The following is a 24980-nucleotide window of genomic DNA, read 5'->3' on the forward strand; positions in this document are numbered from 1 at the left end:
CAGCCGTCCACGACAGCGGGAAGCCGAAATCGCACCGGAATCAGATCACCCCCGGAAGCAGATATCGAATCCGCCACCGCAGACCCCCGCCTTGATCTCCTGCTCTGGATGTCGATGGTCCCGCCGGAGTCGACGGGCGCTTCGGTGAGCCGAGTCTTGATCATTCCGAAGGCCACGGCGTTGACGGTGCGGTTGTAGCGCCCCATCCCTGGGGTGAGCTCTCAGCCCCCGTTGGCGACCACACGCTCGTCCACCAGGTCGCGGGCGATGCCCATCAGCCGATCGTCGGGAATCTCCCGCGCCCCTTCGGCATCCACCACCACCGAGGTGGGGTAGATCCCGCGCACCACGTCCGGTCCGCCGGTCGCGGTGTCGTCGTCGGCCGCGTCGAACAACGCTTCCACGGCGATGCGCAGCGCCCGCTCCTCGTCCAGTCCGGCGCTGTAGGTCTTCTTCAGCGAGGATTTCGCGAAGACCGAACCGGATCCGACGGCGGCGTACCCGAACCGCTCCTCACTGCGCCCGCCCGCCACGTCGTAGGACACGATGCGCCCGGCCCGGTCCGGGTCGACGATCGACGGGTCGTAACCGACCAGCACCGGCACCACCGCCAGATCCTGGAGGGCGGCGGGCAGGTTGTCCCGCACCATCTTCGACAGTTTGGTGGCCTTGCCGTCGAAGGTCAGGGCCACGCCCTCGATCTTCTCGTAATGCTCCAATTCGACGGCGAACAGCCGAATCATCTCCAGCGCCACCCCGACCGTGCCCGCGAATCCGGCGGCCGAATAGGTGTCGGTGATGAAGACCTTCTCCATATCCCGGGTGGCCAGCAGATTTCCCATGGTGCCGCGCCGGTCCCCGGCGATCAGCACCCCGCCGTGGAACGACACGGCCACGATCGTCGTCCCGTGCACGGCGATCTCCCGCCCGAGCGGCTCGCCGCCGAAACCGTTGCCGGGCAGCAGCTCCGGTGCGTGTCTGCGCAGATAGTCGGAGAAGGACGACCGGTTGTACCCGGTGTCGAGCGGCAGGCTGTCCGCGGCGGTCATCGGGCCTCCTCGGGAACGGCGTACGTCGGTGTTCGTCCCTCGACGCTACCGCCTCGCACCACGGGCCGCCGCCTGCCCGCCCGAAATCGCACGGGATGGCGCGGTCAGTCCCGCACCCACCCCCGCTCGACGAACAGCGGCACGAACTCGACCGGAACGAACAACCGGTCCTCCGCGAACGGGATCTCGTGATAGCGCGCGGGCGCGAGCAGCCGATCGTCTCCGGCGCGCAGGTCGATGACCCAGCGATCCGGGCCCGGCCGGGACAACCCCGTCGGCCCCACCACGCTGCGGCCCAGGAACCGCAGCTCCGATGGCAAGAGCGCCAACGGATCCGCCTCCTGGAATATCCCGATCCGTGCCGCGCGGGCGGCGGCCACCGCCTGCCGCGCCCGGTCCAGGCCGGGGTCCGTGATCGGCTGTCCCGGCTCGGGCACCGCCGCGACCGTGCTCGGCTGCTTCCGGAAGGGATTGGTATTGGGCCAGATGAAATACGGCACCGCCCAGCCGCCCGCGAGCATGCGCTCGTTGTAGCTCGGTGGCCGCGGCGGATTCGGCACATCCATATTGAGATAGGTGAGGAACCGTCCGTACCGGTCGAAGATGTCCGCGGCGAAGGCGAGGAAGAATCGGAAGTCCGCCGTGCTCGCCCCGCTGGCGGTGCGGTCGGTCTCGATGAGGCCCTCCAGCGCCTTGGTGGCGGCGCGGGCGTGCCGAATGTGGTTGGCGGCGCAGTCCGGTCCGGTGCGCGCCCGCAATCCGGCCTCCAGCGCCGCGGGCAGCGGTGGATCGAAGGGCGGCAGTCCGGCCGCGAACGGATCGGTGAGAAACCCCTCCCACGCGGGAGACCCGATGGAATGGAACCGATCCGGATCGGCGGGCAGCGTGAAACTGACCTCCGGGGTGTCCATCCCGAGGAATCGTGTACTGATATTGCCCTTGGGGTGCACGGTGACGGTGTCACCGTCGTGCACGGCCCGCGCCACGCTCATCGCGGTGCCGTCGGACCCCAAGCCGAGACCGGCGTGGGCGATGATGAACCCGGCCCTGGTCTGCTCCACTGCTTTCGCCATGACGCCCTCCGACAAAGCGCTGTCGACGCGACCGCCGCGCCGCCCCGACCGGTTACCGTCCGTCGATCATCACCCGGCGCGCGGCGTCCGGCACGAGTAGCGCGCTACCTGATCTGGGGATTCACCTCGTGTTCGGCGAGTGGCAACCGATTCGGCGCGGCGGCGGGGAGGCTCGCGCGCCACACCGCCGGGCACGGCACGAATATGCCCGTGGCGGTGCTCGACGGCACGGCGAATTAGGCTACCGATCGTGGCGGTATCGGAAAGCGCGCGGCGCAGGATCATCGAGTGGGGACGCCGGGCACTGGGCCTGGACGTCCCGCCGTCGGACCACACCGCCGCCGCCCTGCACTCCGTCGAGACCGATGTGCCGGGTCTGGACAAGCGGGAGACGCTGCAGCTGGCCCGCATCCGGCTGCTCGGTGCCACCGGCGCGGTCATCATGGCCATTTCGGCGCTGGGGGTGGGCGCGCAGCCGGTGCGCCAGAATCCCACCTCCGGGCTGCGCATCATCGGTTTCTTCGCTCGCGCGCACACCTCCACCCTCGCCATGTGCATGATCGGCACGGTGTTGGTGGTGATGGCGTGGCTGCTGCTCGGCCGCTTCGCCATCGGCGGCTGGGGCGGCAATCCGCGACATCGGCTGAGCCGCTCGCAGATGGATCGCACGCTGCTGCTGTGGATCATCCCGCTCAGCGTCGCGCCGCCCATGTTCAGCAATGACGTGTACTCGTATCTGGCGCAGAGCGAGATCGCGGTACGGGGCCTGGATCCGTACGAAGTGGGTCCGGCCGACGGGCTCGGACTCAACAATGTGCTCACCAACAATGTCCCGAACATCTGGCGGGAGACGCCCGCGCCGTATGGGCCGCTGTTCCTGTGGATGGGCAAGGGTATCGCCGTCGTCACCGGGGACAACATCATCGCCGGGGTGTGGCTGCACCGGCTGCTGGTGCTCGGGGCGCTGGCGTTGATCGTGTGGGCGCTGCCGCGGCTGGCCCGCCGCTGCGGGGTGGCGGCGGTGAGCGCGCTCTGGTTGGGTGCGGCCAATCCGCTCGTACTGCTGCATCTGGTCGGCGGCGTGCACAATGACGCGCTCATGCTCGGGCTCATGCTGGCCGGTCTGGAGATCTGCCTGCGCGCCATCGAGGACGCGTACCCGTTCGATCAGCGGGCCTGGGCGATACTGCTGGGCGGCGCGGGGCTGATCGCGCTGTCGTCCACGATCAAGATCGTCTCGCTGCTGGCGCTGGGCTTCGTCGGCATGGCGCTGGCCCGCAGGCTGGGCGGCGGCTTCCGGATGGTCGTCAAGGTCGGGTTGATACTGGGTGTGGTCGCCGGTGTGACCATCCTGTTCGTCACCACCGCCAGCGGACTCGGATTCGGCTGGCTGTACACGCTGAACACCGCCAGCGCCGTGCGCAGCTACCTGTCGCTGCCGACCGCCATCGGTATCGCCACCGGTTTCGGCGGGGTCCTGCTCGGATTGGGCGACCACACCACCGCGGTGCTCAGCATCACCCGGCCCATCGCGGCCACGCTGGCGGCCGTCGTGATCGTGCGCATGCTCTTCGCGACCTGGACCGGCCGCCTGCACGCGGTCGGCGCGCTCGGTGTCTCCCTCGGCGCTCTGGTGCTGCTGTTCCCGGTGGTGCAGCCGTGGTATCTGCTGTGGGCCATCGTGCCGCTGGCCGCCTGGGCGAACCGACCGGCCTTCCGGGTACCCGCCATCGCCCTCTCGGTCGTGGTGAGCCTGCTGGTCATGCCGCGCGGCGCGGACTTCTACGTCTTCCAGATCGTGCAGTCCGCCATCGCCACCGTCATCGTGGGGCTGGCGTTCATCTTCCTCACCCGCAACGCGCTGCCGTGGCGCAATCAGCCGGGGGTGTCGGCTCCGTCACAGGAGGCCACGGCATACGGTGTCAGATCGTGACCGCAGCCCCCTCCGGACCCGCCGTGCGCGTCGACGGCGTCGTGAAACGCTACGGCGACACCACCGCGGTCGACGGCATCAGCTTCGAGCTCGAACGGGCGCAGGTGCTGGCGCTGCTCGGACCCAACGGCGCGGGCAAGACCACGACCACCGAGATGTGCGAGGGCTTCGTCGTCCCCGACACCGGACGGGTGCGGGTGCTGGGCCTGGATCCCATCGCCGACTCCGACCGGCTGCGGCCGCGCATCGGCGTCATGCTCCAGGGCGGTGGCGCGTATCCGGGTTCGCGGGCCGGGGAGATGCTGGACCTGGTGGCCTCCTATTCCGCCGATCCGCTCGACCCCGACTGGCTGCTGCGCACCCTCGGCCTCCAGGACGCGCGGCGCACGCCCTACCGGCGACTGTCCGGCGGTCAGCAGCAACGGCTTTCGCTGGCGTGCGCGCTGGTAGGGCGGCCCGAGATCGTATTCCTCGACGAGCCCACCGCCGGATTGGACGCGCAGGCGCGACACCTGGTGTGGGAGCTCATCGACGCGCTGCGCCGCGACGGGGTGAGCGTGCTGCTCACCACCCATCTCATGGACGAGGCCGAACAGCTCGCCGATCAGCTGGTCATCATCGACCACGGCCGCATCGTCGCCCAGGGCACCCCCAGCGAGGTCACCTCACACGGGGCCGAGGGTCGGCTGTGCTTCACGGCCCCACCGAATCTCAACCTGAAACTGCTGGAAGCAGCCCTGCCCGAAGGCTTCTCGCCGCGCGAGATGTCCCCCGGCTCCTATCTGCTCCAGGGCGACATCACCCCGCAGGTGCTGGCCACGCTGACCGCCTGGTGCGCCCGTATCGACGTGCTGCCCACCGATATCCGCATCGACCAGCGCCGACTGGAAGACGTATTCCTCGAACTGACCGGACGGGACCTACGGGGATGATCGACACCGCCAATCGTTTCGCGCCCGGGACCTTCGCGCCCGCCCCCAGGCCCACCACCCGGGGCGCCATGCTGGCGGCGCAGACCCGGCTCGAGCTGATCCTGTTGCTGCGCAACGGCGAACAGCTTTTGCTGACCATGTTCATTCCGATCACGCTGCTGATCGGGTTGACGCTGCTGCCGCTGAACGGTCTGGGCGATACCCGGGTCGACCGCGTGGTGCCCGCCGTCATGATGGTGGCGATCATGTCCACCGCCTTCACCGGGCAGGCCATCGCCGTCGGCTTCGACCGGCGCTACGGTGCGCTGAAACGCCTCGGGGCGACGCCGTTACCGCGCTGGGGCATCGTGGCGGGCAAGTGCGCGGCGGTGCTCATCGTGGTGGTGTTGCAGTCGATTCTGCTGGGGGCCATCGGATTCGCGCTGGGCTGGCGGCCCACCCCGGTCGGACTGGTGCTGGGCGCGATCGTCATCGGGCTGGGTACGGCGACCTTCGGCGCGCTGGGGCTGCTGCTCGGCGGCACCCTCAAGGCCGAGATCGTGCTGGCCCTGGCCAATATCCTCTGGTTCGTCATGCTGGGCGTCGCGAGCCTGGTGCTCATGTCCGACGATCTGCCGTCGGCGGTGAGCCTGCTGGCGCGCGCGGTGCCGTCGGGTGCGCTGTCGGAGGCGCTGACGCGGGCCCTGGCGGGCGGGATCGACTGGTACGGAGTCGCGGTGCTCGCCGTCTGGGGTGGCGTGAGCGGCTGGCTCGCCACCAAGTTCTTCCGCTTCGACTGACCCCCGCCGCTAGATGGTCGCGGCCTGCCCCGGCTGCCACCGGGGCCCGTCGCAACCGGTCACTCGCCTTTGATCAGCCGCACCATGTCCAGGTAGTGCTGGTTGAACATCACGCCGAGCACATTGCCGAAGGGGTCGACCACCGAGGCGGTGACGAAGCCGGGGCCGTGTTCGGTCGGCTTGGCGTGTTCGGTCGCGCCGAGGGCGAGCAGGCGGGTGAACGCGTCCTCCACATCGTCGACGGCCCAGTAGGTCATGGTGCCCGACGGCTGCTCGGAAATCGGGTGCGGCGCGTAGCGGCTGTCGAGGATGCCGAATTCGTGCTGGTAGTCGCCGATGCGGAATTCGACGTAGGCCAGCTGCCCGGCGAAGTCCTTCTCGAAGTACGGCTGCACGCCGAAGACCTCGGTGTACCAGCGCACGGCGGCCGGGACGTCGGCGGCGAAGTGATTGACGGTGGTGAGTCCGCGCAACATGAGGTTCTTCCTTCTCTCGGTGGTACCGCTCTCGGCGGTGATGAGAACAAGTCTCCGCCGTAAAGTGCTCACCGATTGAGCACTTTTTCTGGAATTCTGAATTCATGCGCGCCGACCGTCTCGTTGCCACCCTGCTGCTCATGCAAGCGCGGGGCCGGGTGACCGCCGCCGAACTGGCCGAGGAGCTGGAGGTGTCGGTGGCCACGGCCCGCCGCGATCTGGAGGCCCTCTCCACCGCGGGCATCCCGGTGTATCCGCAGGCCGGACGCGGCGGCGGCTGGTCGCTGCTGGGTGGTGCGCGCACCGATCTCAGCGGACTGTCCGCCACCGAGGCACAGGCGCTGTTCCTGCTGGTCGGCCCCGCCGCGACCGTCTCCGGTGAGGCGAAAGCCGCACTGCGCAAACTGGTTCGGGCGCTCCCCCAGACCTTCCGCGCGGAGGCACAGGCCGCCGCCGACGCCACCCTCATCGACTCCTCGCGGTGGGGTGAGCCGGTGCGCGAGCGCCCGGAACCGGTGTCTCGGCTGCAAGCCTCGGTGGTGCGCCGCCGCCGGGTGCGACTCACCTACGCGAGCGCCACCGGGCGGCGTTCGGAGCGCACGGTCGACCCGTGGGGCCTGGTCGACAAGGACGACACCTGGTATCTCGTCGCCGGAACCGAGAAGGGGCAGCGCACCTTTCGCGTCGACCGCATCGTGGCTGCCGAACCCACCGACGAAACCTTCGAGCGCCCCGACGATTTCACCCTCACCGCCGCGTGGAACGAGGTCGTCGGCGAGATGGAGCGCATCCGCTCCCGGGTCCGGGCGACCCTGCTGGTGGACACCCGGCTGGCGTACGTGCTGCACGACCAGTTCGGGCGGCACTGTGAGACCGAGGCCGATCTCGACGACGGTCGCAGCCGCGTCCGGGTGGGTGCGCCCACCGCCCTGGACATCGCCCGCCACCTGGCCGGTTGGGGTGCCGATATCGAGGTGCTCGACCCGCCGGAGGTCCGCGCCGAGCTGGCGCGCATCGGTGCCGAGCTCACGGCCCGCTACGCCGCCCCCACCGCTAACGACAATTCGTAGTAGACCGGTTGACGGGCCGGAATTCGCTCCCGCTACCATCGGTGCGTGCTCTCACGCGCATTCCAGCGACTAGCCGACCTGTTCCCGCTGCCCTCCCTGCGGGTGCAGCGCATCATCGCCTTCGCGGTGATCCTCTCCCAGGCCGGTATCTCCGTCACCGGTGCCATCGTTCGCGTCACCGCGTCCGGTCTGGGCTGTCCCACCTGGCCGCAGTGCTTCCCGGGCAGCTTCGTGCCGGTCACCGTGGCCGAGGTGCCGGTGATCCACCAGGCGGTGGAGTTCGGCAACCGGCTGCTCACCTTCGTGGTGTGCCTGTTCGCCGGTGCGGTGGTGTTGGCGGTGACGCGCGCCCGGCGGCGGCGGGAGGTGCTGGTGTACGCGTGGCTCATGCCCGCGGGCACGGTGGTGCAGGCCGTGATCGGCGGCGTCACCGTGTTGACCGGTCTGCTGTGGTGGACGGTCGCGGTGCATCTGCTGGCGTCCATGGTGATGGTGTGGCTGGCGGTGCTGCTGTACGCCAAGATCGGCGAACCCGACGAGGGGGTCGCCACCGTCCAGGCCCCGCGCCCGCTGCGGATGCTCACGGCGTTGAGCGCCGTGCTCATGTCCGGCACGCTGGTCGCCGGAACCCTGGTCACCGGTGCGGGTCCGCACGCGGGTGACAAGAGCCTGGAACGTCCGGTCGAGCGCCTGGAAGTCGAGATCGTCCCGCTGGTCCACCTGCACGCGGAACTGCTGGTCGCCTACCTCGCCCTGCTGGTGGGTCTCGGCTTCGGCTTGGCAGCGGTCGGCATGACCCGCGCCATCCGCCTGCGCCTGACCGTGGTCATCGCCATCGTCTGCGCCCAGGCCCTGGTCGGCATCGTCCAATACCTCACCGACGTCCCCGCCGCCCTGGTCGCCCTGCACGTCGGCGGCGCGGCCGCCTCGGTAGCCGCCACCGCCGCCCTCTGGGCCGCCATGCGCACCCGCGAGCCCCTCCCCGCCGACCTCCGAGAACCCGCCGCCAACGCGGCCTGATCCCTACCGCCCGGGCAGGTCGAAGTGTCCGGCCCGGACCGCGGCGGTGAAGGCGTCCCACGCGGCACCGCCGAAAACCAGCGCGGGGCCGGGCACGTTCTTGGAGTCGCGCACGCCGATCCCGCCGTCCGGGAGATACGCAGCCTCGACGCATTCTCCGCTCGGCTGGCTGTAGCTGCTCTTGAACCAACTGGCACCGGATAGGTCGAGACTCACGCTTACATCTCCTTCGCGAGATCGAGAACCAGTCGCCTGCTGGCGGTTTCGTCCAATGCTACGCGGCTGATGTCCGCGATCGCCGCCCGATAGCGCTCGATCACGGCGGTCTCCTCCAGAAACAGCGAGCCTTCTCGCAGCTCGACGAAGACGATCGGCGGCTCGACCAGACCCCGCTGCTGCAACGGCGGAAACTCCAGCAGAATGAACGATTGCGCGATCAGCCCGAGGTAGCTCCCCCACACTGTGTGGCACGAGCCGAATCGACACGTTCGGCAACTGCCCGACACTTCGACGCGGATGTTCTCCCCATCTGGGTGCGAGTCGACGACCCGGTCGTCGAGTTGTCCGCCACCCGCGGAATCGTTCTGACCCACACCAAGATCCGCAACATCACCCCCACCCATATCGAGCTCTGGTGCGGCAAGAAGTACCTCCGCGACTCCATGCGCCCCGCCGCCGATCCGCATCAGGGACCTTCACCCGCCCCAACTCCTTCCTGCCCGGTGTGCGAGTCCGACTCGCCAGCCCCGCCCACCCCGAGGCCCGATAACCATGACCGAGTACATCTCTCCGCGTGCCCTGCAACTGGCGGGCTGCGACTTCACCGGCCCCATGAACCCCCTCGAAGCCCGCGATACCCAAGCCCTGCACCGCGATTGCGACCCGGCGTTCTGCACGACGGCAAGTCGGGCCGCCGCAATCCAGACCGCCGCGCCGCCTTCCCGATCCGCGCCGCCCTCGTACTGAACCGATGATCGGGGTGGGCGCGCGGCCCCTCGCTACGCCCGGCCTGTCTCCCCGCGCAGAGCGGTCATCGCGGCGGCCAGTGTCGTCGCGGCGGCGGCGAGCGCGGCGGTCGCGGCCCACCCGAACCAGCCGACGGCGGCGGCTCCGAAGGCGGTGCCGAGACTGCCCCCGATGAAGTAGACGATCATATAGGCGCTGTTGAACCGCGCGGGCGCATCCGGGTCGATCGCGAGCACCGTGCTCTGATTGGCGACCTGGGCCGCGAACAGCCCGGCGTCGAAAAGCCCCAGACAGACAAGAGTCACAACGGTATTGGACAGGAACGCGGCCAGTCCCACCGCACTGACGACCGCCAAGACCAACCCCACCAGGATCACCCGCCGCGCGCCGATCCGATCGGTCCATACTCCGGCGATCCGGGTGGCGGCGACACCGAGCAGTCCCGCGACCGCGTACCAGCCGATCCGTTCGGGCGAGTACGAGAACGGCGGCTGCGACAGCGCCACCGCGAGCCCGGCCCAGATCGCGCAGAACGCGAAGAACCACAGCGCGCCCCGGCCTGCCGCCAGCCGCAGCAGCGGGTACCGGACGTAGAGCGTGGGAAGCCCGCGCAATGTCGTGAGATAGCCCGCGGTCGCTGATCCGGCCGCCGCGGGCAGCACGAAGTGAGCGATGACCGCGACGACCGCACACGCTCCCGCGAAGACGAGCAGCATTCCCCGCCAGCCCATGCCGTCCGCCAACCACCCGCCCACGAACCGTCCCGCGATGATCCCACCCGAAATACCGGCGGTGACGATTCCCAGCACTGTCGCTCGCCGTTCCGGTCGCGTGAATCGTCCTGCCACCGAACTCAATTGCGCCCCCACCGCGGACCCGACGCCGATCACTCCGACGACCAGTCCGAGCAGCCACGCCGATCCGGCCACCGCATTCGCCGCCAAAGTCACCGCGAGAGCAGCGAATTGCACAGACACCACCGTGCGTGGCGAATACTGGTCGACCAGCGGAACCAGCAACGCCAACCCCACCAGGTATCCGATCGGCCCGCAGGCCAGGGCCGTCCCGATGACCGCCACCGAAACCTGCAGCGTGCCAGCGACCTCCGCGATGGCCGGTTGCAGCGGATAGATACTCGCGGTGCCCAGCGCCGCCGCGAGCGCCATGAACCACACCACCGCGATCGGCAGCGTCGTGGCACGGGTTGTCCGCATGACATCGATTTCCATGCCTCGACGCTAGAAATCGCATCACCCCACGTCCGGCGGAAATCGGCCGACATAGTTACCGCCGCCGATGCGACGCGGGGCACAGTGGATATTCGTGGAACACGACGACGATACGAAGACGCTGCACCGCCTGGCCGGTCTGGCCACACCCATGGCACTCCGTGTCGCGGTGACTCTGGGCCTGCCCGATCGGCTACTGGGCAACGGCGCGTCCGTCACCGCCCTCGCGGCCGACCTCACCATCTCCCCGATCGCACTCGACCTGCTACTGGCCCACCTCACCACGCTCGGCGTCATGGAGCGAACCGCCACCGGCTACCGCACCACCGCCTACGGCGCGAACCTTTCCGCCGCCGCCGACACCGGCCTGGTCGACCTTCTCCACCTCGATTCCGCAGGCGGCCGCGCCGCCTACCCCCGCCGATACGGCCGGGACTTCTGGTCCGACCTGGCCCAGCACACAGCGCTACGCGAATCGTTCGACCGCCAGATGGCCCACCGTCTGCACGCTCAAATCCCGCGCATGGTCACGGGTTTCGAATGGTCGCGCTTCGCCACCATCATCGATGTCGGCGGCGGTACCGGCACGCTGTTGGCCGCCATCCTCACCGCCCACCCGCACATCAACGGCCACCTGATCGACCTCGAACCGACCGCCACGCAGGCGCGCCGTACCTTCGCCGAACACCACCTCGAGCAGCGCGCCCGGGTGACGGCCGCCAGCTTCTTCGATCCGCTCCCCGCAGGCGGTGACGCCTACCTCCTGGTCGACATCCTGCACGACTGGGACGATGAGAACGCCGACCGCATCCTGGCCCGCTGCGTCGAAGCGGCCACTCCGGACAGCCGCATCATCGTTATCGAACCGGTCGGGGACCGCTGCGCCGGTACCGAATTCAATCTTGCCATGCTCGCGATCTTCGGTAGCCGGGAACGTCGGATCGACGAATTCCGCTCTCTCGCAGCACCGCACGACCTCACCCTGGAAACGGTCACCGACCTCTCCGAGCAACGCTGCCTTCTCGAATTCCGCCTCACCCCCGCCCGGTGATTTGGGCGGGGGTTCGGCTTCGGTTTCTCCGCGCGCTCCCGGAACTCAGACCGGCGAAGGATTGGCAGTGTAGATGTAGAACCCGGCGGGGTCCTTACCGCGCGCATCGGGCCCCTGCCCGCTGTTGGGACGCCATTCGCAATCGGTGACCGAACTGAGGTGCGGCCCAGGGGTTTCGCTCAAATGCTGCCAGCAGGACGCTTGATCGCTGAAGCCCCACAGTGCGAGATTCGGACCCATCACCTTGTGATAGATCAGATTGGGCGCGGCCGCCGCCTCCGGCGCTACCACGCCTGCCACCAATCCCATTGCCGCAGCCGCCAATACCGCACGCCGCAGATATCTGTACATACGCTTTCCTCCCGATCGAGTCGTTCACTCCTCCGACGCTCCGAACGCTAGGCGGACGAACACCGGTCGGGCTTGCGGAACTCGTGCGACAGCCCGGCATCCCAGGATGAACGCGCTGTTCAGAGCCGGTGTATCAGGTTGTGCCAAGTTGTCCGGTCCGGACGAACCGGGGTGTGCGAAGGTCTCGATCCCCCGCGTCGGGACTTCGATGCCGCGGCTTCAACGCCGCCCGCGATCCGACACCGCCACCGGGGAGGTTCGCCGGTGGGGACGCATTCGTGCTGCCGAGCACCGCGAAACGAAGCTCTCCCTTCATGTAACCCGGTATGCACACACAGCTTTGCCCAAACCGCAACGAACGTCCGAACTTTGTCGCTTCAGCCCATCCCACCTACGGTATCCCCCATGGCAACGCTCGCAATCGACGATCTGCCCGCCCCGGCTGCGAATGTCCTGCGCCGACGAGCTCGAGCGGCCGGCCAGCCCCTCCCCGACTACCTCCGCGCGGAACTGACCCGCCTCGCCCGTACCCGCGTGCCGGTAGACGCCATCGTCGATTTCCTCGAATCGGACAATCCGCCCAGTGATTCCGCCGAATTCGATGCCACCACAACAGCATTGAGCGCCGAATACAACCTCCCTCCGGAAACCGTGCAGGTCCTCACCCGCCGCGCGAACGCCACCGGCATCCCCCTCCCCGACTACATCCACCGAGAACTCCTCACCCTCGCCCGCCGCACCTCGATCGACGACGTGGTCCTCGAACTCCGCGAGGTCCAACAACAGAACCCCGAACTCCAGATCGACATGGAAGCGGTGATTTCCGCCGTCCGCTACGCCCGCACGGATTAGACCTACCCGACCGAACGGACCGTGGAAGCAGCGGCCGGTTGCCGACTGTCGGGACGCCGGCGGCCTGACGCACGTGACCTGACACCCCCGCACGCTCGAACGAACTCACGGGCGAAACCAGGACGGCGCGTCACCGACTGTCGTCGGCGATCGAACGTCGGCGCTAACCAGGCCGCTCGAGGCAAAGAATCGGCTACGGCGCGCGCTGCCATCCCGCCGGACAAACGTGTCCGGGTGCACCCCAAGGTCCGTCGCTCCGGGCTTTGCGGACCGCGGCCACCGATCGAGCGATTCTTTCGTCGGTTCGAATGATTAGCCTCGTCCACCTCTCGACACGCTTCCATGAAGAAAGACCGCGTCCCACAAGCACTCATCGCGCTCCGACCGATCAATCCGATTCCCGACTTAACTGAAGATATTCAGTTCACATTCTCTTTCCGATTCTGCCGCAACATATTTCGCGGTAGAATAGCTGTACGAATTCGGAGGGGGAAATCCAGCAGCGTGACCCCACGCTCGCCGCACTGGCGACCGCGATCGACACACTGTTGGCCGAGGACCTGACCGGATTCACCGACACCGCATTCACCGCCCGCGTGCAAGGACTGGAAGCGTGTCGCCGTCGCCTCGAAACGGTCGGGCATCGACACGTGATCGAGATCAACGACCGACAGTTGTGGACCACCACCGGATCGGTGGGGCTGTACCGGTACCTGGTGGAAACCCTGCGGCTGGCCAAAGCCGACGCCGTCGCCCGAGTGAAGGGTGCCGCGCACCTGGGAGTGATGACCAGCGCCTACGGGGAGAAGTGCGAACCCCGTTTGCCCGCCACGGCGGCCGCGCAGGCCGCGGGGGCGATCTCGGGGGATCATGCGCGGGCGGTGATGCGGGTGATGGACCGCATCCCCGACGCGGTCGACACCGAACACCGCGCCATCGCCGAGGAACACCTCGCCGACGCCGCCCGCACCGGAACGCCGGAAATGGTGGGCAAGGTCGGCGACCGCATCCTGGGCTACCTCGACCCCGACGGGACGCTGACCACCGACAAGGACCGCGCCCGGGTGCGGGCAGCGACGTTCGGGGAACAACGCCTGGACGGGATGAGCCCGTTCCAGGGCTGTTTCGATCCGGAACTGCGTGCGATGGTCGATACCGTGTTCGCGAAGTGGGCGCGGCCGGGTATGTGCATGTCCGACGACCCCGACAGCCCTCAACTCGGCGTGCACGACCCTGAGGGGTTCGACCCGAACCGGTTGGCGGCGGCGGTCGGGCGAGATGGGCGTACTCCGGCGCAGCGGCGCCACGACGCGTTGAAAGCGTTCCTGTCCGCCAGCGGCCCGGACAACCTCGGTGCGCATCGCGGCCTGCCGGTGTCGATCGTGCTCACCATGTCGGTCACCGACCTGCTGCGCGGTGCGGGGGTCGCGCGGGCGGCGTCGGGGACGACAATCCCGGTGCGGGAAGCATGGCGGATGGCGCAGGGCTCGATCCCACTGTTGCTGCTCTTCGACGAAACCCAAGGCAAACCCCTGTATTTGGGAGAAGGCGCAAGGATCGCGTCGCCGTGGCAGCGGTTGGCCGCCATCGCCCGCGACCGCGGCTGCACCCACCCCGACTGCTCGGCTCCGGCGACCATGTGCGCCATGCATCACCTGATCCCGTGGGCCGCGCACGGACCGACCGATATCGACAACCTCACCCTGGTGTGCGATGCCCATCACGCACAGATCACCGCCGACCCGGATGATCCGAGCGGGTGGGCCACCCACCGCCTCCCGGCGGGGAGCGCGGATGCGGGGCGGACGGCGTTCTGTCCACCGGTCTCGGTGGATCCGTACCGTAGGCTGCGGGTGAATCGGTTCCATCACCCCGAACAAGTGCTCGCCGAGAGTGTGAAACGCCGCCGCGCCCGGCTACTGGCCGACCGCACAGCCGAACCCCGGCGAAGCACCGACCGCATGGGCGAATCCCGGCGCAGCACCGCCCGCCCGAGCGAATCCCGGCACGGCACTGCTCCAACCGGCGAATCGCGCCATGGCCAAGAGTCCCGTGACGGCCAGGATCCCTGCCACGCGCAGGAGTCCCACCACAGCGAGGCTCGCCAGCACGATCGGTCTCGCCACGGATACGAGTCCGGCCACACGAGCGAGGGCAATCCTGGCGAGTCCCGCTCCGGCCGTGCGCATCAGCGCCGCGACTCGCACAATCGCCCGGCCGCCCACCTAGACGGATCCCGTCATGGATATCGTCCTCGGGAACCCCACCGCGCGCGCGAATAGTGCAGCGATGCTGGACGCCGGGAGCATCCTCGCCGAGGGCACCGCCGCGGAACTGCTTCGAAAAACCCCCGCACACCCCTGCGGCGAAGTACCGGTCCTGCGGGGAGCCGGCGTGTGCCGGAGCCATCCCAGGCGTCTACTCGACCATCGGAATCGCGAACACCTCGCCTGCTCAACCAACTCGTTCTCGCGCCTGGCACGTACGCCGCTCATCGGCACTCAGCAATGCGACCGATCTCAATGGACGACAGTCCAGTCAGCCAGCACGACCGGGAAACCGTCACCCAGCGCCGCGAGGCGTCAAGATGGAGCGCTACGGTAAGGTCCGGCACGCCGTGTTGGCGGCGAGCGCTCAGAATCCCACGCTGCACCCGGCCGCAACCACTCTTCAGCGAGGTCTTGATGACTACCGCCGTCACCTACCAGCCGGTCGGAGCGACCCGCCCCGCCGATCCACACTGGCAGGAGCACCCGTCTGGGTTTCGGTGGTTCGCGAAGTCCGTCGCCATCGGACACGGCGACGAGTTCTGGGAGAACGTGTCCGAGGATCTGTTGCGCTGGGGAGTCAAGCGGCGCAGTGGGTTCCGGGTCAGCCCGTGCAGCAGTGCTGCCGATCGTGTCGCCGAGGGAGCGGAGTACCGTATCTCGGTCGGGCTCGGACCGGTATCGCTGCATGAGCCGGTGCGGGTGGTAGAGGTAGTCGACCTACCCGACCGACGGGGATTCGCCTACGGCACCCTCCCCGGGCATCCTGTATCGGGTGAGGAGGCGTTCATCGTCCACCGGGGACCGAACGGCACGGTTCATCTCACGCTGCGTTCACTGACGCGACCCGCACCCGCGGGCGTCTGGCGACCGGCCTTCCCGGTTCTCCTGCTCGCCCAGCGCTTCTACCGCCGTCGCTATCTGCAAGTGCTGGTTGACTGACAGCTTTGTCGACGCGAACTGGCGGGCCGGGCCACGCCCAACGAGATGGCCGAGGTCGACTCGCTACTCAGGGCATTGTGCGGGCTCTGAATTCCTGTACATCGAAAAGTTCGGCGTGCTTCTCCGATGCGGGCCACTCGGGTCCAGGCTGTTGCCGTTGGGCGGACGGTAGGTTCGGGTCATGGGGAGACCGATCTCAATCCTGCGTCTGGCGAACAGATTCCACCGTCCACTCGCGATCGCGATCGGCCTCGTGGTGGCGGTGGCCGTCGCGGGCGTGCTGCCGGGTTGGTGGTGTGGGCGGGATGCCGACCAGTGGTATCGCGGGGATGCGGGGCGGGTGCGTGGGCTCGCCGAGGAGCTGGTGGCTTTCGAGGCAGATGACGATGCGGGGCGGGGTGCCGGGTTGGTGGGGCTCGCCGAGATGTGGGGGTTGCTCGTTCATCAGATGACCGCGTTGGGGCTGGCACAGGTGTGTCTGGAGTATCCGGAGTGGCGGGAACGCTACGCGCCCATTGTGACTCGCGCGGCGGCCAAGAGTCTGCTGCCCGAGATGCGCGCGGAGTTCACCGCGGCCTGGCACGGCCGGGACGGGATGGCCGAGCTCGACAGCGGGGACGGGCACGCCTACCTGTCCTATCCCGCTCTCGCGCTCGGTATGGCGCGCGTGGTCGATCCGGCGTTCCCGGCCGACCTCGCGGTCCGACACGACGCGGTGGTCGCCGCGCTCGCGCGCCGACTGCTCGCCTCCCCTACCGGCCTACTGGATACGTTTCCCGGTGAGGCGTACCCCACCGACGTGGCCGCAGTGGCCGCCGCGATCGCGGTGCACGGCCGTGCGACCGGTACCGATCACACCGCGGTGCTGTCGCATTGGGCGCGGCGGGTACGCGAGGTGCAGATCGATCGAGCCACCGGCCTGATCGTGCAGCGCATGGGGGTCGACGGCCGGGCCCATGACGCCCCGCGCGCATCCGGGACCGGGTTGGGGGCCTACTTCGCCGGATTCGCGGACCGGGCACTCGCCGCAGAGCTGACAACGGCGCTGTTCCGCCAGGAGCGAACCATTCTGGGCTTCAGTGCAATCGACGAGTACGGCGACGGCTACGACGGTCCCGGCGATATGGACAGCGGCCCTCTGATCCTCGGAACCTCCATCTCGGCAACCGGTTTCGCGCTCGCCCCGGCCCGCGCGTTCGGCCACCGGGATACCTTCACCCGCCTGTACCGCACCGCGAACCTCTTCGGTCTGCCGCTGCGCAGCGGCTCCCGCCTGCGCTTCGCCACCGGCGGCGCGATCGGCAATGCCCTCCTGCTTGCCTTCCTCACCTCCGGCCCGGAGCTCGCGTCATGAGCGCCCCCGACAGTTCGCGACTCCGCGCCGTATGGAAACCGCTGCGCATACCGCTGATCCTGATCGCGCTGTACCTCGCCCTGTATCCGATCGCGGCGGCATTGTCGGCGCGGCACGGGTTCGGCTCACCCGATGGCATCGGCATCGCCTATCCGACCGTCACCAGCGTGCTGGTGTGCTTGCGCATGGTCCTGCTGGTCGCCGTCCCGGCGATCCTGGCCTACCGCCTCGCCGCGCACCTGGCCACACGCGCGCTGCTCCGTATCGCCACCGATCCCACCTCGAAGCCACCCGATCCCGCCCTGTCCACGAACTGAATCTCACTCGTTCGCCGCTGCCCGCCGCAGCGACGCGTCCAGCTCTCGCCACAATTCGCCGACGCGCCCACGCCCGCTCGGGGCGGGCGGATACCGTCGCAGCACCCTGACCACGGTCGGACCCGCCAGCGCTACCGCCTCGGCGACGTGGGCGGCACCGACGGCGTGATCGTCACCGGCGTCCAGTTCCAAGGCATGAGCCGCGCAGGCGGCCGACATGAGGATGTGCCCACCCTGGGTCGCCTTCGCCAGCGGATGCAGATACGCGGCACCACCTGCATGGGCGGCCGCGCGCGCCGCCTCGGCCGCGGCACGCAACTCCCCGGCGTCTCGCGCGGCCCGGTGAGCGTCGAGAGCGGCCACGCGCAACGCCTGTGTGCGCCGACCGCCGTCGACGAAGCGGCGTGCCTCGTCGAGAACGATCCGCGGTCGCCTGTCGTCCGGGCGATCCCGCTCGAAGATCGCCTGCACGCGCTCCGCACAGGCCACCGCATAGGCCGTGACCTCGCGAAGCTCGGCCATGCTGAGTTCGATCGTCAGATCGCTGTCCGTCGTAGCCATAGCATTCAACCGTATCGTTGAACACTCGGTGGAGACTTTTCCGCAAAGAATCGAACTCAGCACGACAGAACCTTCGAACGAAGGTGCGGGGACATCACTGGGGATTCGAGGTCCGCTTCGAACTGGTGTCGGTGCGATTCTCTTCGGTTCGCCGCAGCCATTCCACCAGCAGTGCCCGTTCGCTGTCGGTGAGCGGTAGTTCCGGCACGGCTGCCAGCAGTGCGACCCGGGCGTCTCGCGGTGTCGCGCCCTGCGCGTCGGTGAGGATCGCATGCGTCACCGCCTCGAACATCGACACTGCCAGGCCGGGGTCGCGCTGCTGCTGCGGGACGGACAGCAGCGACAGGGCGACACCAGTGCCGGCGGCATGGATGAGTTCGACGGCCCGGCTTTCACCGACCCGAAGCCGGCCCGTCGCCGCGACGCGGTGCACCCGCTCGCGCAGCACCCTCAACCCCGCCGCCGCGGCTGGCGATGCGACCCCACGATGCGGGTCGGTGAGCAACGAGAAGACCGCTGGATTGGCCAAGGCGAAGTCGAGATGCATCTCCCAGCCGGCACGCAGATCCGCCACCGGGTCGTCCTCGCGATCGACGCGTTCCTTGTCGGCCACGTAGGCGGCGAAGACGTGTTCGGCGACGGCGTCGAGCAGCGCGTCCTTGTCTTCGAAGAACCGGTAGATGGTCGGCGCCTGCATTCCAGCCGCCTGCGCTACGGCGCGGGTGGTGACGGCATGCGTGCCCTTGTCACGCAGCAGCCGTGCCGCCACCTCGACGATGCGCTCCCGGGTCTCGTGCCTGCTCGATTTCGCCTCCGCCATGCGGACATCGTAACCGATGCTAGTATCGCCGTTGCTATCACCGTTATTTCCATTGATAAGGAGTTGTGATGATCATCGTCACCGGCGGTACCGGCCTACTCGGATCCCAGATCGTCGAGCAGTTACTGAAGCGAGTGCCCGCCGACCGAGTCGGAATCAGCGTTCGGGATCCCGATCGCGCCACCGGATGGGCCGAGCGCGGCATCCGGGTACGGCGCGGCGACTTCACCGACCCGCGGTCCCTGCGCACCTCCTTCGACGGCGCGACGCAGGTGCTGATCGTCTCGACCAACCAGACCGGCGAGGCGGCCGCCGCCGCACATCGGGCGGCCGTCGACGCCGCTCGCATGGCCGGGGCCGAGCGAATTCTCTACACGAGTCACCAAGCCGCCGCGGCGGATTCGGTGTTCGCGCCGATGCCCGATCACGCCGCCACGGAGCACTACCTGGCCAGCACCGGCGCACCGTTCACCGCCTTGCGAAACGGCTTCTACGCCAGCACCATCCCACTCCTGCTGGGCTCGGCGCTGGAGACCGGCGAACTGTGCGCACCGGCGGACGGTCCCGTGTCCTGGACCGCCCACGCCGACCTCGCCGAAGCGGCCGCGATCATCCTCGCCGACGAGAGCCGATTCGATGGCCCGACCGCACCGCTCACCGCCCCACACGCACTCGATCTCGATGACATCGCCACGCACCTCACCGATCTCACCGGCCGAACGATCCGGCGCGTTGTCATCGAGGACTGCGAGTGGACCGAGACACTGGTAGCCAGCGGCGTTCCTCCCGAACGCGCCGAACTGCTGCTGGGCATGTTCCGGGCGGCACGACGCGGTGAATTCTCCACTACCGCGGGCACTCTCGAATCCCTGCTGCGACGCCCCACCGTCCCGGTCGGCGCGGTACTATCGGCGGCCCTCAGTCGACCGCGGTAATGACTTGCGCCCTGCGTGCGGTATGGCCTCGATCCCACCGAACCACGTGTACTCGGCCATGCAGAGGATCGTCATCAGCGGAAAGATCACCAACGGCGTCGCGAACACGACGTGCGGTGGTGTCGAGTATCGGAACGCATCGATCGGGATCCCCGCGAGTATCGCCGCGAAAATCTGCCCGAGAACCACCACTACGGCGCCGGTCAGCACCAAGGGCATTCCAGTCCCCTTGCCACGCAATAGAAGTACCGAACCGCTGCCCAATAGTCCCGCGACGAGGAGAAATGCCCAGGACAGCAGGGCGAGCAGAGTGTCCGCGGTGATTGTCGAATGACCGAGCGCCAGGTACTCGGCGTCTTGCCACTTGCCTTCCTGCGACTGCATCCAGGCAGCGAATGCCATCAGCGCCCACACGAACGCACCGGACAGGGCGAGCCAGGCAGCGATCCGGTAGCGAATGTGCCTGACTCGAATCCAACCCCGGAATGCCCGCGACACCACCTGTCTAGTCTTGACCCAACCGCTTCGTGAGCCAGGCTCCCACATGCTCGATCGCCTTGGCCGCCATGGTCGTCGGCGATGATGTGAAACCGTGCACGGATTCGGGGTACACACGCACGTCGGGGTCGTTACCGGCGGCGCAGAGCCGGGCCGCCATGGCCAGGTTGTCTTCGAGCAGGATGTCCGAGGCTCCGACGACCAGCAGGGTTGGCGGCAGGTCGCGGAGGTCGCCGAACAGCGGTGAGATGTCGGGGTGGGTTCGGTCGGTGACGTGGCCGACATATGCCGGGATGAAGTACTCGTCGGCGTACAGGCGGCCGCCGGGAGTCTGACCGCTGAGGTCGTAAGCACCGTATTGCAGTGCGGCACCGGCGAAGCGGTCGACGAGACCGCTGTCGCGCAGCCGGAGCAGGGTCGCCATGGCCAGGTTCGCGCCCGCCGACGCTCCACCCAGCGTCAGATTGCTTGTTCCGAACACTGTTTCCGCTTGCTCGACGAGCCAGCGGGCGGCGATTTCACAGTCGTCGGGAGCCGCCGGCCACGGATGTTCCGGGGCCAGACGGTAATCGACGCTCACCACGACGGCACCGAGCGCATCGGCCAAACGTTCGTTGCGCACATCGTCCCTGGCCGCCGAACCCATGTAGAACCCGCCGGCGTGGACGTCGAGATGGACACCCCGGACCGTGGTCGCCCGCGGGGCGATGATTCGTACGGGCACACTGCGTCCGCCCGCCTCGGCGAGCCGCTCGACCGCACGACTACTCGGCGGCGGCCCCGAATCAGCCTGCCGGTCACGCGCTTGCCGGAGTTCCTCGAAATCGGCTGGGCCGGAGGCGGCGGGCCTGGCGGCATTGTGCTGTCGACTCTCCTCCGCGTAGGCGGTCAGCTCCGCATCGATCAGCGTCTCGAGCCCGAACCTCATGATCCTCCTCGTGGTTTCGCTTCCCGCCGACCCACGCCAGGGTCGGCGAACCACTCGGATTGTCTCTGGCCGTTGATCTTCCGAAGCAACCGGGCACGGTTATGACCGGAAGGAACAGCGAGCGACCATGCTCTGAATGTGCTAGGTCCGATATCGTCGGTGGTCGTCCTCGGCGCGCAGACGATCGGCGTCGGCGGAGTCCGCCCACCAGCGTTCACAGAGCAGGATGTGCGGGTGATCCAGCCGAACAGGTGATAGCAGCGATTCCGCGATGGCTGCGGAAGTTCGTGCGGCGCTTGCCGATGCCACTGCTGCGAATACCACGACACTCCTCCTGTCAGCGTGGACCCATCCCCAGCCACGCTTCAGGACTCCAGGGGGAACACCGACAACGATACGTGCTCACGCGCGGACAGTCGAACATTCCGCAAACTCCGGCACAGCCGACACGACCCGGTTTCCGCCCTGTTTGCCGATCGAGCCCACCGAGCGATTCCACGGGCGGCACACGTCTCACGATGTCAGTGCGTCAGAGCCCGCCCTTGGCGTATTCGCTCTGGGCCGCGATCGCGGAACCCATCCAGCGGCGCAGATAGGCGCGCAACTGCTCCTCGGTGCGCGGCGGATTGCCCGGGGACACGAAGAACGAGTGCATGGTGCGCAGCACGTACTCGACCAGTTCCAGCAGCGCCGCATCGTCGTAGCCGTACTTCTCCCAGTCCACGTCGAAGCGTCGGATCATCGACATGCCGAAGGCTTTGGCCTGTTCGGAGGTGAGGCTGTCGGGGTCGACGTTGGAGTAGGAGTTGGACAGCAGAATGCCCAGGTGCGGGGTGCGGCGGACCTCGGCGAGGGTGTAGATCACGCCCTCGGTCATGGCTTCGACGGGGTCGCCGAGCCCCGCGACGTGCGCGGTCAACCGGTCCAGAAAACCGTCGACCGAAGCGATGGCCGCCGCCGTCATCAATGCGTCGGCGCTGGGAAAATACCGGTACACGGTCTGCCGGATGACGCCGAGCGCCTCCGCGACATCGGCGATGCTGATCGCCGCGCCGGTCTCCCCGATCAATTCGACCGCGGTGGCGACGATACGACTATGCGCCTCTTGGTCATTCGCGGGCGGACTCCCGCCCCATCCGCGTCTACGCGCCACCGGGCGGACAGTATCACAGCGCCGCTCCGCATCCGCGCAGGTGTAGCGGATTCCCGGAAAGTGATCATACAGTGAGACAAGCACTTGTATGGTTGTCGTATCGCGTCTACCGGGCGCGACACCCGATCGACCCCATATCCCGAGGCGAGGTACGCCCTGTGACCCATGTGCAACCCCGAAAGATGGATTTCGGCTTCGAAGACGCCGACGTCCCCTTCCTGTGGAATCCGCAGAATCCGGCCTGGTCGAGCATGTCCAACGCGGTCTCGTTCCTGGCCGTCGGCTTCGAGAAGATGATCGTGAAGCTGATCATGCAGCTCAAGCCGGTGCTGACCGATCCGGAGGTGGCCGCCGAGGCCAACGCGTTCATGCGGCAGGAAGGCCACCACTCGACCGCGCACCGGCAGCACGTCAAGGCGCTCATCAAGCGGTATCCCGGGCTGCAGAACACCCTCGACGCGGTGATCGGCGAATTCGATCTGCTCACCGAGGCCACCTCGCACAACTACCGGCTGGCCTACACCGCCGACCTGGAGGCGACCTTCACGCCGGTGTTCAAGCTCATGCTCGACAACGAGGACACACTGTTCCGGCCGGGTGACGACCGGGTCGCGTCGCTGTTCATCTGGCATTTCGTGGAGGAGGTCGAACATCGCAGCTCCGCGCTGATCCTGTTCAACGCCCTCGTCGGCGACGAGCTCTACCGCATGCGGATGGCGCCGTCGATCTTCGCGCATGTGATGAAGGTGATCCGGATCGCGTGCGCCGGTTTCAACCAGCACGTCCCGCTGGCCGACCGGCAGGTCGACTCGCTGTCCATGTTCGCCCGGCACCGCGCCAAGCAGCGGGTGCTGGAGTACTTCGCGCCGTATCTGACCAAGGGTCCGATGCCGCGCGCCTTCGACGGTCTGTCGCGGCGGGAACAGCTCACCGCCCTCGCCGGTGTGATCCGCAGCCAGCTGCCCAAACACGATCCGGCACATGAGAAGCTGCCCGAGCTGGCCGACCGCTGGTTCGAGCGCTACGACGCCGGGTACGACTGCACCCGCTGGTACACCGCCGAGGCGCTGACCGCTTCGGAGGTGAACTGATGGCAGACCTGTGCACGCCCACCTTCGCCGATCTCGCCGCGCGGATGGGCTTCTCCTGCGACGAGACCGGCGGGCTGATCGAATTCCGCAATCCCGCCGCACTGGAGAACTGGACGCTGCCGGTACTCGAGCTCCTCATCGTGCTCGGATCGGCACTCGCACTCGTGTACGCGGTCGTCCGGCTGCGCCGACACGGTGACCCCACCAACCTGGTGCTCTGGTTCGGTGCGACCGCCTACCTGTTCATCATCGAACCGCCGCTGTACTTCCCGTCGGCCTTCGGCATCGCCGAACACGTCGATACGATGTTCGCGCACAACCTGTTCACGGTGGAGTTCCTGTGGGGACGGCTGCCGCTCTATATCATCGCGATCTATCCGCTGATGGCCACGCTCGCCTACGAAACCGTCAGAATGCTGGGCGTTTTCCGGCGCTACGGGGTTTTCCTCGGCGCGGCCTGCGTGGGGTTCGTCCACCATGCCTATTACGAGCTGTTCGATCAGATCGGCCCGCAGCTGCGCTGGTGGGAGTGGGCGGTCGACAATCCGATCAACCAGCCGATGTTCGATTCGGTGCCGCTGCCCAGTGTGGTCGTCTTCGCTGCGCTGTGGCCGATGTCGCTGGCACTGTGCGTGCACTACTTCGTCGGCCGCCACGTCGATTCCGGGAAGCACTTCAGCGGCCCCCAATTGGTCTGGCGCACCGTGGTTATCGGCCTGCTGGCGTCGGTCGGCACCTTCGTCCTGCCACTGCCCGCGACGATTTTCGGCATGGGCAGTGACACCGTGCGCGGATTCCTCTACGCCGCCGAGCTTTTCGTGCTGTCGGTGGTGGCGGTGGTGCTACTTGCCCGCCAGTGGTCCACGCTGCGCAACGGCACCGCCACACCACCCGGCTACCGAAACCGCTTCGTGCAGTCGTATGCCGTGATCTATCTGGCCGTCATGGCGCTGCTCTGGATCACCGCCCTCCCCGACTTCCTCGCCGCGGAGGACGGTGTCACCGCCAACGGCGACCCCATCGGCAACCTCTGGTACACGATCGCCTGCTTCGTGATCGCCATCGCGGCCGCCGTCGCCATTTTCACCGTGCCGCAGGGTGACTCACGCGACGATCGACCGGAAGAGGCCGAACCCATCGCCACCGAGGCGAGTTAGCGCGGCAACGACCGGGACACCGGTCACCGATCCTTCCGCATCGCCGGCGATAAGGGCTGCCGGTAGCTCGGCAGCCCATTCCGGGAACGCAGGCTTTGACGTTCACGCTGTGTGAACGTTTAGCGTCCGAGTACCGGAGATACCGGTGGAGTCGGGTACGGACACTGCGAGACCAC

27 protein-coding genes are annotated in these 24980 nt (G+C 67.9%); 15 read left to right on the forward strand and 12 right to left on the reverse strand.

The features are described from left to right. Nucleotides 1-221 precede the first annotated feature (221 nt). Together prcB and ON31_RS17090 are read right to left on the reverse strand one after the other, a co-directional pair. On the reverse strand, nt 222-1049 hold the full coding sequence (prcB, locus tag ON31_RS17085) for a proteasome subunit beta (RefSeq protein WP_039814845.1): 828 nt from the start codon (nt 1047-1049) through the stop codon (nt 222-224). 104 nt (nt 1050-1153) lie between these two features. Next, nucleotides 1154-2122 (reverse strand): hypothetical protein, encoded by a 969-nt coding sequence (locus tag ON31_RS17090; RefSeq protein ID WP_147287164.1) that lies wholly within the window; start codon nt 2120-2122, stop codon nt 1154-1156. 250 nt (nt 2123-2372) lie between these two features. Here ON31_RS17090 and mptB point away from each other — a divergent pair, with 250 nt between their 5' ends. The 3 genes from mptB to ON31_RS17105 are packed head-to-tail and all read left to right on the forward strand — an operon-like array spanning nt 2373 to nt 5766. Then, nucleotides 2373-4055: a polyprenol phosphomannose-dependent alpha 1,6 mannosyltransferase MptB gene (gene mptB / locus ON31_RS17095; protein ID WP_029924634.1), complete on the forward strand. Its 1683-nt coding sequence runs from the start codon at nt 2373-2375 to the stop codon at nt 4053-4055. Beyond that, nucleotides 4049-4987: an ABC transporter ATP-binding protein gene (locus ON31_RS17100; RefSeq protein ID WP_370450463.1), complete on the forward strand. Its 939-nt coding sequence runs from the start codon at nt 4049-4051 to the stop codon at nt 4985-4987. Before mptB ends, ON31_RS17100 begins: the two co-directional genes overlap by 7 nt. Continuing rightward, nucleotides 4984-5766, forward strand: a complete 783-nt coding sequence (locus ON31_RS17105) for an ABC transporter permease (protein ID WP_039814851.1) — start codon at nt 4984-4986, stop codon at nt 5764-5766. Before ON31_RS17100 ends, ON31_RS17105 begins: the two co-directional genes overlap by 4 nt. Before the next feature lie 59 nt (nt 5767-5825). Here ON31_RS17105 and ON31_RS17110 read toward each other — a convergent pair whose 3' ends face one another. After that, entirely contained in the window at nt 5826-6242 is a 417-nt protein-coding gene (locus ON31_RS17110) for a VOC family protein (RefSeq protein WP_039814853.1), read from the reverse strand. Between the two features lie 104 nt (nt 6243-6346). Between ON31_RS17110 and ON31_RS17115 the strand changes: the two genes are divergently transcribed. Next, nucleotides 6347-7312, forward strand: a complete 966-nt coding sequence (locus ON31_RS17115; RefSeq protein WP_039814854.1) for a helix-turn-helix transcriptional regulator — start codon at nt 6347-6349, stop codon at nt 7310-7312. A 45-nt stretch (nt 7313-7357) separates the two neighbouring features. Next, on the forward strand, nt 7358-8332 hold the full coding sequence (locus ON31_RS17120; RefSeq protein ID WP_029924624.1) for a COX15/CtaA family protein: 975 nt from the start codon (nt 7358-7360) through the stop codon (nt 8330-8332). 3 nt (nt 8333-8335) lie between these two features. On the opposite strand, the gene ON31_RS17125 is transcribed toward ON31_RS17120, so the two are convergent. Both ON31_RS17125 and ON31_RS36740 read right to left on the reverse strand, forming a co-directional pair. Then, entirely contained in the window at nt 8336-8548 is a 213-nt protein-coding gene (locus ON31_RS17125) for a DUF397 domain-containing protein (RefSeq protein ID WP_039814857.1), read from the reverse strand. A 2-nt stretch (nt 8549-8550) separates the two neighbouring features. Then, a complete protein-coding gene (locus ON31_RS36740) occupies nt 8551-9018 on the reverse strand; it encodes a Scr1 family TA system antitoxin-like transcriptional regulator (protein ID WP_147287163.1) in 468 nt (155 codons plus the stop codon). An 85-nt stretch (nt 9019-9103) separates the two neighbouring features. Between ON31_RS36740 and ON31_RS36745 the strand changes: the two genes are divergently transcribed. Next, nucleotides 9104-9298, forward strand: coding sequence for a hypothetical protein (locus ON31_RS36745; protein WP_147287162.1), 195 nt, complete (start codon nt 9104-9106; stop codon nt 9296-9298). A 32-nt stretch (nt 9299-9330) separates the two neighbouring features. Here the strand turns inward: ON31_RS36745 and ON31_RS17135 are convergent, their stop codons facing one another. Beyond that, on the reverse strand, nt 9331-10527 hold the full coding sequence (locus ON31_RS17135; RefSeq protein WP_039814861.1) for an MFS transporter: 1197 nt from the start codon (nt 10525-10527) through the stop codon (nt 9331-9333). A gap of 94 nt (nt 10528-10621) precedes the next feature. Between ON31_RS17135 and ON31_RS17140 the strand changes: the two genes are divergently transcribed. Continuing rightward, nucleotides 10622-11578, forward strand: a complete 957-nt coding sequence (locus tag ON31_RS17140) for a methyltransferase (RefSeq protein ID WP_218007341.1) — start codon at nt 10622-10624, stop codon at nt 11576-11578. A gap of 45 nt (nt 11579-11623) precedes the next feature. Here ON31_RS17140 and ON31_RS17145 read toward each other — a convergent pair whose 3' ends face one another. Beyond that, a complete protein-coding gene (locus tag ON31_RS17145) occupies nt 11624-11929 on the reverse strand; it encodes a hypothetical protein (RefSeq protein WP_147287161.1) in 306 nt (101 codons plus the stop codon). Between the two features lie 405 nt (nt 11930-12334). Between ON31_RS17145 and ON31_RS17150 the strand changes: the two genes are divergently transcribed. The 5 genes from ON31_RS17150 (at nt 12335) to ON31_RS17170 (ending at nt 17661) form a co-directional block, all read left to right on the forward strand. Further along, complete coding sequence (locus ON31_RS17150) at nt 12335-12781, forward strand: hypothetical protein (RefSeq protein ID WP_039814867.1); 447 nt, start codon at nt 12335-12337, stop codon at nt 12779-12781. Between the two features lie 548 nt (nt 12782-13329). Then, complete coding sequence (locus tag ON31_RS17155; RefSeq protein WP_051037387.1) at nt 13330-15063, forward strand: HNH endonuclease signature motif containing protein; 1734 nt, start codon at nt 13330-13332, stop codon at nt 15061-15063. Between the two features lie 399 nt (nt 15064-15462). Further along, complete coding sequence (locus ON31_RS17160; RefSeq protein ID WP_169335019.1) at nt 15463-15990, forward strand: DUF1990 domain-containing protein; 528 nt, start codon at nt 15463-15465, stop codon at nt 15988-15990. A 181-nt stretch (nt 15991-16171) separates the two neighbouring features. Next, nucleotides 16172-17344, forward strand: a complete 1173-nt coding sequence (locus ON31_RS17165; RefSeq protein WP_039814870.1) for a hypothetical protein — start codon at nt 16172-16174, stop codon at nt 17342-17344. Further along, nucleotides 17341-17661, forward strand: coding sequence for a hypothetical protein (locus ON31_RS17170; RefSeq protein WP_039814872.1), 321 nt, complete (start codon nt 17341-17343; stop codon nt 17659-17661). The genes ON31_RS17165 and ON31_RS17170 overlap by 4 nt, the downstream gene beginning before the upstream one ends. 3 nt (nt 17662-17664) lie before the next feature. Here ON31_RS17170 and ON31_RS17175 read toward each other — a convergent pair whose 3' ends face one another. After that, complete coding sequence (locus ON31_RS17175) at nt 17665-18222, reverse strand: putative immunity protein (RefSeq protein ID WP_039814873.1); 558 nt, start codon at nt 18220-18222, stop codon at nt 17665-17667. A gap of 94 nt (nt 18223-18316) precedes the next feature. Beyond that, the gene (locus ON31_RS17180; protein WP_039814874.1) at nt 18317-19042 is read right to left on the reverse strand and encodes a TetR/AcrR family transcriptional regulator; all 726 of its coding nucleotides are present in this window, start codon (nt 19040-19042) and stop codon (nt 18317-18319) included. A 68-nt stretch (nt 19043-19110) separates the two neighbouring features. Here ON31_RS17180 and ON31_RS17185 point away from each other — a divergent pair, with 68 nt between their 5' ends. Then, entirely contained in the window at nt 19111-19977 is an 867-nt protein-coding gene (locus ON31_RS17185) for an NmrA family NAD(P)-binding protein (RefSeq protein WP_039814876.1), read from the forward strand. Here the strand turns inward: ON31_RS17185 and ON31_RS17190 are convergent. The 3 genes from ON31_RS17190 to ON31_RS17200 all read right to left on the reverse strand — a co-directional run bounded on the left by ON31_RS17190 (nt 19948) and on the right by ON31_RS17200 (nt 22556). Beyond that, on the reverse strand, nt 19948-20478 hold the full coding sequence (locus ON31_RS17190; RefSeq protein WP_174385108.1) for a hypothetical protein: 531 nt from the start codon (nt 20476-20478) through the stop codon (nt 19948-19950). The genes ON31_RS17185 and ON31_RS17190 overlap by 30 nt on opposite strands. A 4-nt stretch (nt 20479-20482) precedes the next feature. Then, the gene (locus ON31_RS17195; protein WP_039814877.1) at nt 20483-21403 is read right to left on the reverse strand and encodes an alpha/beta hydrolase; all 921 of its coding nucleotides are present in this window, start codon (nt 21401-21403) and stop codon (nt 20483-20485) included. 529 nt (nt 21404-21932) lie between these two features. Then, nucleotides 21933-22556 (reverse strand): TetR/AcrR family transcriptional regulator, encoded by a 624-nt coding sequence (locus tag ON31_RS17200; protein WP_039814878.1) that lies wholly within the window; start codon nt 22554-22556, stop codon nt 21933-21935. Between the two features lie 158 nt (nt 22557-22714). Between ON31_RS17200 and ON31_RS17205 the strand changes: the two genes are divergently transcribed. Further along, complete coding sequence (locus tag ON31_RS17205; protein ID WP_039814879.1) at nt 22715-23647, forward strand: metal-dependent hydrolase; 933 nt, start codon at nt 22715-22717, stop codon at nt 23645-23647. Then, nucleotides 23647-24804 (forward strand): DUF7802 domain-containing protein, encoded by a 1158-nt coding sequence (locus ON31_RS17210; protein WP_039814880.1) that lies wholly within the window; start codon nt 23647-23649, stop codon nt 24802-24804. The genes ON31_RS17205 and ON31_RS17210 overlap by 1 nt, the downstream gene beginning before the upstream one ends. Nucleotides 24805-24980 lie beyond the last annotated feature (176 nt).

Origin of the sequence: Nocardia otitidiscaviarum NBRC 14405 (assembly GCF_000308635.1) — a bacterium.
Classification (GTDB): Bacteria; Actinomycetota; Actinomycetes; order Mycobacteriales; family Mycobacteriaceae; genus Nocardia; species Nocardia otitidiscaviarum.

Coding starts and splice junctions, on each gene's coding strand:
- prcB (WP_039814845.1), bottom strand. CDS start 1,049: ATGACCGCCGCGGACAGCCTGCCGCTCGACACCGGGTACAACCGGTCG.
- ON31_RS17090 (WP_147287164.1), bottom strand. CDS start 2,122: ATGGCGAAAGCAGTGGAGCAGACCAGGGCCGGGTTCATCATCGCCCAC.
- ON31_RS17105 (WP_039814851.1), top strand. CDS start 4,984: ATGATCGACACCGCCAATCGTTTCGCGCCCGGGACCTTCGCGCCCGCC.
- ON31_RS17110 (WP_039814853.1), bottom strand. CDS start 6,242: ATGTTGCGCGGACTCACCACCGTCAATCACTTCGCCGCCGACGTCCCG.
- ON31_RS17115 (WP_039814854.1), top strand. CDS start 6,347: ATGCGCGCCGACCGTCTCGTTGCCACCCTGCTGCTCATGCAAGCGCGG.
- ON31_RS36740 (WP_147287163.1), bottom strand. CDS start 9,018: ATGCGGATCGGCGGCGGGGCGCATGGAGTCGCGGAGGTACTTCTTGCC.
- ON31_RS36745 (WP_147287162.1), top strand. CDS start 9,104: ATGACCGAGTACATCTCTCCGCGTGCCCTGCAACTGGCGGGCTGCGAC.
- ON31_RS17135 (WP_039814861.1), bottom strand. CDS start 10,527: ATGGAAATCGATGTCATGCGGACAACCCGTGCCACGACGCTGCCGATC.
- ON31_RS17145 (WP_147287161.1), bottom strand. CDS start 11,929: ATGTACAGATATCTGCGGCGTGCGGTATTGGCGGCTGCGGCAATGGGA.
- ON31_RS17150 (WP_039814867.1), top strand. CDS start 12,335: ATGGCAACGCTCGCAATCGACGATCTGCCCGCCCCGGCTGCGAATGTC.
- ON31_RS17165 (WP_039814870.1), top strand. CDS start 16,172: ATGGGGAGACCGATCTCAATCCTGCGTCTGGCGAACAGATTCCACCGT.
- ON31_RS17170 (WP_039814872.1), top strand. CDS start 17,341: ATGAGCGCCCCCGACAGTTCGCGACTCCGCGCCGTATGGAAACCGCTG.
- ON31_RS17175 (WP_039814873.1), bottom strand. CDS start 18,222: ATGGCTACGACGGACAGCGATCTGACGATCGAACTCAGCATGGCCGAG.
- ON31_RS17180 (WP_039814874.1), bottom strand. CDS start 19,042: ATGGCGGAGGCGAAATCGAGCAGGCACGAGACCCGGGAGCGCATCGTC.
- ON31_RS17185 (WP_039814876.1), top strand. CDS start 19,111: ATGATCATCGTCACCGGCGGTACCGGCCTACTCGGATCCCAGATCGTC.
- ON31_RS17195 (WP_039814877.1), bottom strand. CDS start 21,403: ATGAGGTTCGGGCTCGAGACGCTGATCGATGCGGAGCTGACCGCCTAC.
- ON31_RS17210 (WP_039814880.1), top strand. CDS start 23,647: ATGGCAGACCTGTGCACGCCCACCTTCGCCGATCTCGCCGCGCGGATG.